Here is an 8,614-nt window from a genome sequence, read left to right as displayed (position 1 = left end):
GTTGAGCATCATGAATAGGCATTTGGTTTTGATCGGGCTGTTGGTCTTCGCGAGCGCGACGTCTGCGCAGCCTCTAGACGTCTCATTGATCAGTCTCATCGCCACGCCGAAGGAGTTCGACGGCAAGCGAGTTCGAGTCATGGGCTTTGCTCGGCTGGAGTTCGAAGGCAATGCGATTTATCTCCATCGAGATGACTACTTGCAGGGCATAACAAAAAACGGGCTTTGGCTTGATGTTGTGCCAGTTTCAAAGAAGTCAGCGCTGAGCACCAACAATCAATATGTCATCGTGGAGGGTGTCTTCTCTACGAAGGATGGAGGGCACTTGGGTCTGTGGTCCGGTTCAATACAGAGGGTCACTCGAATGGATCCCTGGTCGGCGCCAAAATGATGCCCAGCCCTACATTGCAGCGGACCTGCGCCAGCTCCGCCGCCTGATCCGCCTAATTGAAACGTTATGTACCTTAGGAAAGCTCTGTGGAAATCCACGCAGTCGTCGCCCTCATAGCTGTTGCTTCATTTGCGGCCGGCGCAGTGCAACCAATGTTGTCTGCGTGGTTGGTGAGTGTCATCTGTCGCAGGCGAGGACATGCAAGACCGAACACGCTCGCAGCGATAGGCGCTATGGCTATCAGTCTCGGCGTCTGTTCCACGGCGCTTGTCTTGCTCGCCTCTCTCGGCCGCGCGCCTGGCTTCGCAATTGCGATCCCATTTATGCTTGGTATTGGTGCAGCGCGTCTGGCTCGCCGCGAAATATGAGCTTTCTCTCGCAAACTCATAACCATTGTTTCAACTGGAGTCAGCGAGGCATGCCGTCGTTTGGTCCTCCATTGGATTAAGGACACAAGGCCGCCATACCCCACTACTCCGGTGAACCCGCACGTTGTTCGTCAGAAACCTAGGCTGGCCCCGGAGCCGCAATAGTCCGTTAACCGACAAAGGAGCGATCCTATGGAAGAGCTCGGTCATCGGGCCAGAAGCCCGGCGCTTAGCGGGCATGCATTGGCGATAGCAAGGTGGGACAGGAACAGCCCGGCTTGGCTGGATGGCAAGTATTTCGGCCTGGCCTCAAATAGAAGAGACCTTCAAGATTTGATTGGAGATGGCGGCACGCTGTGGATAGTTCTCTCACGGCGAGTTCCGACGGGCGGTCGAAACTACTCTCTATCCTTTCGTCTTGACGGGTGCCGCAAACACACGTTCAGGCATCCCACAGAGTTTGGTCAGTTTGCAGTCGTTGCCGATCGCTCGAAGGCCACCCTTTTCGCTGCAAATGATGCGCGACTCCTGCTTTTGGCACTCAGATTTGAACCACCGAAGCCGATTGATCACCCTGTCGACAGACTTCGGGTCATTGGCCAGTCCATACAGACTCCGCGAGCACTCAGCACTGTTGATGCAAAGTTACTCAGCGAATTCTCGGCCGAGTCCGATCGTTGGAGTGTCTTCATCAGCTACCAGGGGACTGACAGGGACAGGACGCTTGCCGCTCGTCTGTCAGCAGCTCTTCATGCTCGCGGTGTTGCCGTCTTCCGCGACAAGGAGTCGCTGCGCGGCGGTGAGAAATGGTGGCCGGTCCTACAGAGGGCGATTGAGCGCTCGCGATTCTTTGTGCTGATTGTTGGGGACACGACCCTGCATTCGCCTTGGGTGAAGAAGGAGCTTCAACTTGCGTTGGAGCAAGGCATCTCTGTTATTCCCATCTTGGCCGGCGGCACGCTCGGAGCGTGGGCTGGGTTTGGATTGGCGGAAAGACATGCACTGGACATTTCGCTATGTCAGTGGGGCGCGCTAGTTGATCAACTTTGTTCAGCCGTCGCAAAGTAACAACTGACGCCTAACCATTCGCTCAACTGGACCCAATGCAGCCACGCCGTTTGATTGCTGTGCTTGATTGCTGTGCTTCATTTCTATAGCTACATTCAAGCGCACGGAACTGTCCGCTGCCCTGACGCAGGCCCATGAACGCTCGCAAAGCACTGCTGCTCGTCGCCTCCCACATCGCCGTCGCTGCTGCCGGCTTCGCTGGAGGCATTTACACCCTGCCCCTATTGATCGCACCAGCCGCGCCGACCGCAGCAGAGGTCAAGGCTGCTGCCGCGCAAACCCAGTTCACGGGTCAGTTCAGGCGCGATCTGAAGGACAGCGATGCCCTCCACTGGGGCGAGGGCCTCGTATCCCTTGCACCCACTGCGATCTCCCTGCTCGGAACACTCGCCCCGGGGCCGGACTACAAGCTGTACCTGTCTCCCGAGTTCATTGAAACCGAAGCAGACTTCAACAGGCTCAAGAAAGACATGGTCCGGGTCGGCGACGTCAAGACCTTCGAGAACTTTGTCGTTGCGGTGCCGGCCGGCATTGACATTTCAAGGTACACCGCCGTTATTGTTTGGTGCGAGACCTTTGGTGAGTTCATCACCGCCGCCAAGTACAGGTAGATGCGGGCAGCGCCGAACTGGTCTTTCAAGGGGAAGCGCTGGGGCTTGCGGGCGCTGGCGCAAGCCGCGTCCTTGGGACTGGCTGCGTCGGCGCCCCGAGCCGCGGACCTGTTCCATCCCCGCAAAGCAGTCATCGGCTCGTCAGGCAAACGCGTCAAAATTCACCATCAAAAATCGCGCCGCAGCCCGGATGATCGAGCTGTCACGCCGAAAAGCAGATAATCGCGCCCCCGTCACGGGATTTATTGTTGTGTACCCACTGGATATCTGATGAACAAAAGTGAACTGATCGAAAGCATCGCCACCAAGAGTGGTTCCACACGCGCTGTGGCAACTGCCGCGCTGGATGCTGCCCTGAGCACGATCACCGAAGCCCTGGCCGCTGGTGACTCTGTGGCCCTGGTGGGCTTTGGCACCTTCAAGGTGGGCGAGCGCGCTGCCCGCACCGGCAAGAACCCAGCCACCGGCGAAGCGCTGGAAATCGCAGCGGCCACCGTGCCCAAGTTCACCGCCGGCAAGGCGCTGAAAGACGCGGTCAACGCCAAGAAGTAAGCCCAAGCCAGTGTTACTGGCCTGAGCCGAAAGGGCGCCTGTCATGCTGACGGCGCCCTTTTTTTATGGCCTGGGTGCCAACGCCGTGGCGGCGCCCGCTTCCTAATTCGGCTGCGTCAACAAGGCCTTGGCGGCCTCGATACGAAGAGACAGGGCCACCTGTTCGTCATTCATCACCCGCAGCAGAAAGCGGCGCGGATCGGTTTCGCTGCCCAGCTCTGCCAAGCTGCCCTTAGGAGGCGCTTTCTGGCGCTGCTGCTCGTCCGACATCACGGGCGCTTGCGCCGCCTGCGGCCGGAGACTGAGCTGCGGCTTCAACAGCGCTAGGGCCGCATCCAGCTGCACGCGGCTGATGCAATGCAGGCGGCCCAGCACCTCGGCTTGTGCGTCCGGGCCGGGCTCGGTGTCCAGCCAAGGCTCCTCGCTGAAGACCGGCGCCAGGTCGGCCGCAACAAAAGCCGACCACTGCCCAGCCGCGACGAGTTGGGGCGGCAGCGGCAGGCCCGCCTGCTGCGCCGCCGAGGCCGGGCCGCAGATTCCCAAGCGTGTCGCCGCGACCTCAGGCAGGTAGACCTGGCACAAGGCCTGCAGCAGTTCATGCGCCTGCGCGCCCATCTCTTCCTCGGCCAAAGCAAACCAGAGCTGGTAGCCATCTCGCCCGGAGACCGCGATCGCGGGCGCGGGCAAACCCAGATCCGCCTGCACGCCGCGCCACAAAGCGCCCAAGGCGAGCCAATCGGCCGGCCGCGACAACGCCAGCATCGCGGCGCGCGATGCCAGGGGCTGCGGGCCGTAAAGGCGTTGCAGTTCTTGTTGCAGTCGATTCATTGGGCGGCCATTCAGCGCAAGGGACAAGTCAGGCACTCTAGCTGAGGCGCGCGGCCTTGCCTTGTCGGCCTGACTCAAAGAAAGCTCTGACTCAGCCCCAGTTGGAGTCGGCGCGGTGCTCCGGGCTCCAGAAATCGCCCGTTGGCTTCCGCCACGATGACGCTGGCCGCATGTTTTTGGTCGAACACATTGTCCAAGGCCAAGCGCAGCTGCCAGGGGCCCAGGGCATTGCGTCCGTCTCGCTGCAACGTCAGATGCAACAGCGCATAGCCCGGTGCCGCGTTGCGCGCATCGGCCCACAACTCGCTGCGCGCGTGCAACCGCGCCTGCGCGCTCCAACCCGCAGCCTGCCAGCCGAGTGCCGCATAGGCCTGCTGCGCCGGGGCGCCCGGCAAGACCGAACCATCACCGAGGCGCGCCTGCAAGGCCGTCAGGGCGACTTGCAAATCCCAAGCAGCATTGAGGTTGTGCTGCCAAGCCAACTCGGCGCCGACGCGTCGGGTGGCGTCGGTATTGCCAAAACGAGCGCGTCCGCCCACGCTGCCCACGGCCATGATTTCGTCTCGGCTGCGCGCAATGAAGGCGCTCAACTCCAAGCCATGCCCGAGCAGGCCGATCTCGAACTGACGGCTTTGCTGCGCGCGCAACTGGGCATTGAATCCGGCGCTGCCATCGGCACGGTAGGCCACCTCATTCAGGGTGGGCGTCTCCTGCGCACGACCGAGGCTGGCATGCAGGCGCCAGCCCTCACCCAAGCGGTGGCTGGCGCCCAGCACCGGGCTCCAGGTGTTGAAGACACGACTGCCGCTGTCATCCCCATTGCTGAGAAAGTGGTCCAGGCTGCGCATGAAGAGCCGGCTGCCGCGCAGCCCGGCCTGCAAGGTGGTGTCGGTGCCGAGACGCTGCTGAACTTGCGCATAAAGGTCCAAGCTCAGCGCCCGATTGCTCTCATCGCGGCGCAGGTCGCCGGTAAGCCCGAGTTGCGAGCCGACGAAGTTCTCGAAGCCTTTGCGTCGGTCCCATTGCCCTTCCAGCGCCAGCCCCATCACGGCGGTGGCCTCGCCAACAGCGCGCTGGGTTCTGACATCCAGGCCGGCGAAGCGGCGCTCGAGATCGATGACGCCGCCCGGATGGCTGAGCGGCCTTTGCGCGGCCACCGGGATGGACTGCCATTGCTTCACCTGGCGCTGACCCAGCCAGGCATTGCCCCCCAGCCAGCCCGCACCGAGCTGCCATTGATCGGTGAGCTTGCGGGTGTCAAATGCTTGTGCGGGCGCTGCCGTGCCCAAGGGCTGGCTGTCCCATTGCGCCCGACTCAGGCCTTGCGGGTCGTCGGCGTTCAGGCGCATCGCATTGAGGCTCAGCCGCAAAGGGCCGTGATCCAGGCGCAGGTCCAGCAAGTGCTTTTCGGCCGCAGCCTGCGGGCGCCAGCCATCTTGCCTCCAACTGCTGGCATCCAGACGCAGGGCTGCATCGCCGAGCCGCTGCCCGGACTGCAGGCGCAGCAAGTGCTCACCAAAGGCGCCGCGCTGCAGGCCCAGCCGCAGCGGCTCGGCGCCGCTGGCCGGGCGCGTTATGAAGGCCAGCACGCCGCCACTATTGCTGCCATACAGCGCACTGAAGGGGCCGCGCAGCAACTCGATGCTCGCCAGGCTGGCCAGCGGCACATGGCTGAGGGAAGCGCTGCCATCCGGCATGGTGGCCGGCACACCGTCCACATAGATGCGCAAGCCGCGCACACCGAAGGCGCTGCGTGCGCCGAAGCCGCGCACCGAGAGCTGCGTGTCCTGCGCAAAGTTGCCACGCTCCGCAGCGAACACGCCAGGCGCGCTGAGCAACCAGTCCGCCACCGGGCGCTCGCTCAACAGGGGATCAGCCAGGATGACCGTGGCCGTCTGCACCCCATCGGCCCGGCCTTGCACGGCCACGGCGGGCAACTCGGTGCTGACCGCCGCGGCCAGCACAAACGCCGCGATCAAGGGCCAGGCCGCAGACGCAAGAGTTGCGCCGGCTCATTCTCGGTCAGCACATAGAGCAGCCCATCCGAGCCCTGGCGCACATCGCGCAGTCGCCCCACGTCTTGCAGCAGCTTTTGCTGCACCACCGGTTTGCCCGCCTGGAACTGCACGCGCTCCAGGTAACGGAACTTCAAGGAGCCCAGAAAGAAACTGCCCTGCCAGGACTCGCCATAGGCCTTGCTGCTGAGTTGAACCAGGCCCGAGGGGGCGATGGAAGGCGTCCAATGCAGCGTCGGCTGCTCCATGCCTTCCTTGGCCGTCAGGCCTTCGCCGATCTTGCCGCCGCCATAGTTCTCGCCATAGGTGATCACCGGCCAGCCATAGTTCTTGCCCGCTTGCACGCGGTTCAATTCATCGCCGCCCTGCGGGCCATGTTCATGCGCCCACAACTGCCCTTGAGCATCCAGCAGCAAGCCCTGCGGGTTGCGGTGGCCGTAGCTGTAGATCTCGGGCAAAGCGCCGGTGGTCTTGGTGAAGGGGTTGTCCGCCGGGGCCTGGCCCTCTTTGGTGATGCGCACAATCTTGCCCAAATGGTTGTCCAACTGCTGCGCACGCTGCATGCCCATGAAGCGCTCGCCCAGGGTCATGAACAAGCTGCCATCGGCAGCTTCAACGATGCGGCAGCCGTAGTGGTGGCGCCCCTCCATCTTGGGCACTTGCCGAAAGATCACCTGCACCTGCTCCAGCGCGGTGCCCTCTGCGTTCAAGCGCGCCTTGGCCAAGGCCGTGCCATTGCCACCAGCGCCGGCTTCGGTGAAGCAGAAATAGAGCTGACGGTTGCTGGCGAAGCCACTGTCCAACACAAGGTCCAGCAAGCCGCCCTGTCCCACGGCATCCACCTTGGGTACGCCCTTCAGCGGCGCACTGACCTTGCCCTTGGCATCCACCTTGCGCAGCGCACCGGGCTTTTCGGTGACCAACCATTCACCGTCCGGCAAGGCGGCTATGGCCCAGGGGCTTTGAAAGCCTTGAGCCACCAGCTCCGTCTTGAGAACTTGTGCTTGCGCTTGTGCGGCGATGGGCAAAAGCAGCCCCAACAAATACTTCTTCATGATTTGGCGTCTGTCGAATGGAGTAGGCTGGGTCGACACAAGCGTCGACCGAGGCATGTGCGAGCAAGTATTGCATGGCCTTGGGCGCTCTCGCGCAGAGGCTCGGAATGACCCCTCAAGGGCCGGGACGTGGCCGCGCCAAGGCTGGGCAGAGGCTCAGAGAGGCGTCAGACTTCAGCCGAAGCTGCGCTGCGCTGCGACAGCACTCAAACGGGCGCGCTCCGCCCCGCTCCACGCCGCAGCAGCCGCTCGACGGGCCATACTGCCCTACATGTCCTCTGCACCCCTCTCCCGCAACCCAGCGCCCAAGGCCGCGGCCCAGTTCTATCCCTGGCTGTTCGTCGCGCTTTGGAGCACCGGCTTTATCGGCGCCAAGTACGGGCTACCCGATGCCGAGCCGCTGACATTTCTGAGTCTGCGCTATGCCTTGGTGCTGCTTTTGATGGGCGCCATCGTTGTGTGGACCCGCGCCCCCTGGCCGCAGCGAGGTCGAGCCTGGTTTCATATTGCAGTCTCGGGCTTGCTGGTGCACGGGGTGTATTTGGGCGGCGTGTTCACGGCCATTGCCCATGGCTTGCCAGCAGGCATCACCGCCCTGCTGGTCGGCTTGCAACCGCTGCTGACGGCGCTGGGCGCCGGACTCTTCCTGGGCGAACGCGTTCGGCCGACGCAATGGTTGGGCTTGGCCTTGGGCCTGGTCGGCGTGAGCCTGGTGCTGGCCCACAAGGTGGCGGCCGGGCTGAGCGGCGCAGCGCTGGCCCTCATGCTGCTGCCAGCCTTTCTGGCCTTGCTGGGCATCACCGCCGGCACCCTGTATCAAAAGCGCTTTTGCCCCAGCTTCGACCTGCGCACCGGTTCGCTGATTCAGTTCTTGCCTTGCTTGCTGATGACGGCCTTGGCCGCCTGGCTGGGCGGCGAGACGCTGCAGGTGCAATGGACTGGCGCTTTTGTGTTCGCTCTGGCTTGGCTGGTGTTGGTGCTCTCGCTGGGTGCGGTGAGTTTGCTCAATGTGCTGATCCGACAAGGCAGTGCCATCCATGTGGCCAGCTTGTTCTATCTGGTGCCGCCGACCACCGCCGTCTTCGCCTGGGCGCTGTTTGATGAAACGCTGACTGGCCTTGCGCTGCTGGGCATGGCGGTCACGGTGTTTGGGGTCTGGTTGGCGCGGCGTTGAGCTGAACCAAGCTGAGCGGCGGAGGCTTGAGCACGCTTGCGCAACTGACGCGACAATCTCCTCCAAACTCTGCAGGATTGCCCGATGAAGTACCTCCACACCATGGTGCGCGTCACCGACCTCGACGCCTCGCTCAAGTTCTACCGCGATGCCCTCGGCATGCACGAGGTGCGCCGCAGCGAGCATGAAGCTGGCCGCTTCACCTTGGTCTATCTGGCCGCCCCCGGCGATGAGGCCGGCAAGTACCAGCCCCAGGTGGAGCTGACCTACAACTGGCCTGACGCCGACGGCCAGGGCGAGGTCTACACCGGCGGCCGCAATTTTGGTCATCTGGCCTTTGCCGTGCCGGATATCTACGCCGCCTGCCAGCGCTTGCTGGACCATGGCGTGGTGGTGGTGCGCCCCCCCCGCGATGGCCGCATGGCGTTTGTGCGCTCACCCGACCTGATCTCGGTCGAATTGCTGCAAGACGGCCCGGCCCTGGCCCCGGCCGAGCCTTGGATCTCGATGCCCAATATCGGCGGCTGGTAAACACCAGCTCGGTCCGGCAGG

At 63.1% G+C, this 8,614-nt stretch carries 9 protein-coding genes; 6 read left to right on the top strand and 3 right to left on the bottom strand.

What is annotated here, in order from left to right; translation table 11 throughout:
• The 4 genes from ACOVRJ_RS20330 to ACOVRJ_RS20315 form a co-directional block, all read left to right on the top strand.
• A partial coding sequence (locus ACOVRJ_RS20330; RefSeq protein ID WP_422045640.1) for a hypothetical protein occupies positions 1 to 391 on the top strand: 391 nt, incomplete at its 5' end.
• A 560-nt stretch (positions 392 to 951) separates the two neighbouring features.
• Positions 952 to 1,827 (top strand): toll/interleukin-1 receptor domain-containing protein, encoded by an 876-nt coding sequence (locus ACOVRJ_RS20325; protein WP_422045639.1) that lies wholly within the window; start codon positions 952 to 954, stop codon positions 1,825 to 1,827.
• Positions 1,828 to 1,961: 134 nt separating this feature from the next.
• Complete coding sequence (locus ACOVRJ_RS20320; RefSeq protein ID WP_422045638.1) at positions 1,962 to 2,438, top strand: DM13 domain-containing protein; 477 nt, start codon at positions 1,962 to 1,964, stop codon at positions 2,436 to 2,438.
• Between the two features lie 270 nt (positions 2,439 to 2,708).
• Positions 2,709 to 2,990 (top strand): HU family DNA-binding protein, encoded by a 282-nt coding sequence (locus ACOVRJ_RS20315; protein ID WP_422045637.1) that lies wholly within the window; start codon positions 2,709 to 2,711, stop codon positions 2,988 to 2,990.
• 102 nt (positions 2,991 to 3,092) lie between these two features.
• On the opposite strand, the gene ACOVRJ_RS20310 is transcribed toward ACOVRJ_RS20315, so the two are convergent.
• From ACOVRJ_RS20310 to ACOVRJ_RS20300, 3 genes are all read right to left on the bottom strand, one after another.
• Positions 3,093 to 3,818 (bottom strand): hypothetical protein, encoded by a 726-nt coding sequence (locus tag ACOVRJ_RS20310; RefSeq protein ID WP_422045636.1) that lies wholly within the window; start codon positions 3,816 to 3,818, stop codon positions 3,093 to 3,095.
• Between the two features lie 74 nt (positions 3,819 to 3,892).
• Complete coding sequence (locus ACOVRJ_RS20305) at positions 3,893 to 5,797, bottom strand: TonB-dependent receptor family protein (RefSeq protein ID WP_422045635.1); 1,905 nt, start codon at positions 5,795 to 5,797, stop codon at positions 3,893 to 3,895.
• On the bottom strand, positions 5,794 to 6,888 hold the full coding sequence (locus ACOVRJ_RS20300; RefSeq protein ID WP_422045634.1) for a PQQ-dependent sugar dehydrogenase: 1,095 nt from the start codon (positions 6,886 to 6,888) through the stop codon (positions 5,794 to 5,796). Before ACOVRJ_RS20300 ends, ACOVRJ_RS20305 begins: the two co-directional genes overlap by 4 nt.
• A 271-nt stretch (positions 6,889 to 7,159) precedes the next feature.
• Here ACOVRJ_RS20300 and ACOVRJ_RS20295 point away from each other — a divergent pair, with 271 nt between their 5' ends.
• Together ACOVRJ_RS20295 and ACOVRJ_RS20290 are read left to right on the top strand one after the other, a co-directional pair.
• Positions 7,160 to 8,062: a DMT family transporter gene (locus ACOVRJ_RS20295; protein WP_422045633.1), complete on the top strand. Its 903-nt coding sequence runs from the start codon at positions 7,160 to 7,162 to the stop codon at positions 8,060 to 8,062.
• Positions 8,063 to 8,146: 84 nt separating this feature from the next.
• A complete protein-coding gene (locus ACOVRJ_RS20290) occupies positions 8,147 to 8,593 on the top strand; it encodes a lactoylglutathione lyase (RefSeq protein WP_339595590.1) in 447 nt (148 codons plus the stop codon).
• Positions 8,594 to 8,614 lie beyond the last annotated feature (21 nt).

Source organism: Roseateles sp., from assembly GCF_049240545.1.
Taxonomy (GTDB): Bacteria; Pseudomonadota; Gammaproteobacteria; order Burkholderiales; family Burkholderiaceae_C; genus Paucibacter_A.
Note: the sequence above shows the minus strand (reverse complement) of the source record. Positions and strands in the feature narration are given on the sequence as shown.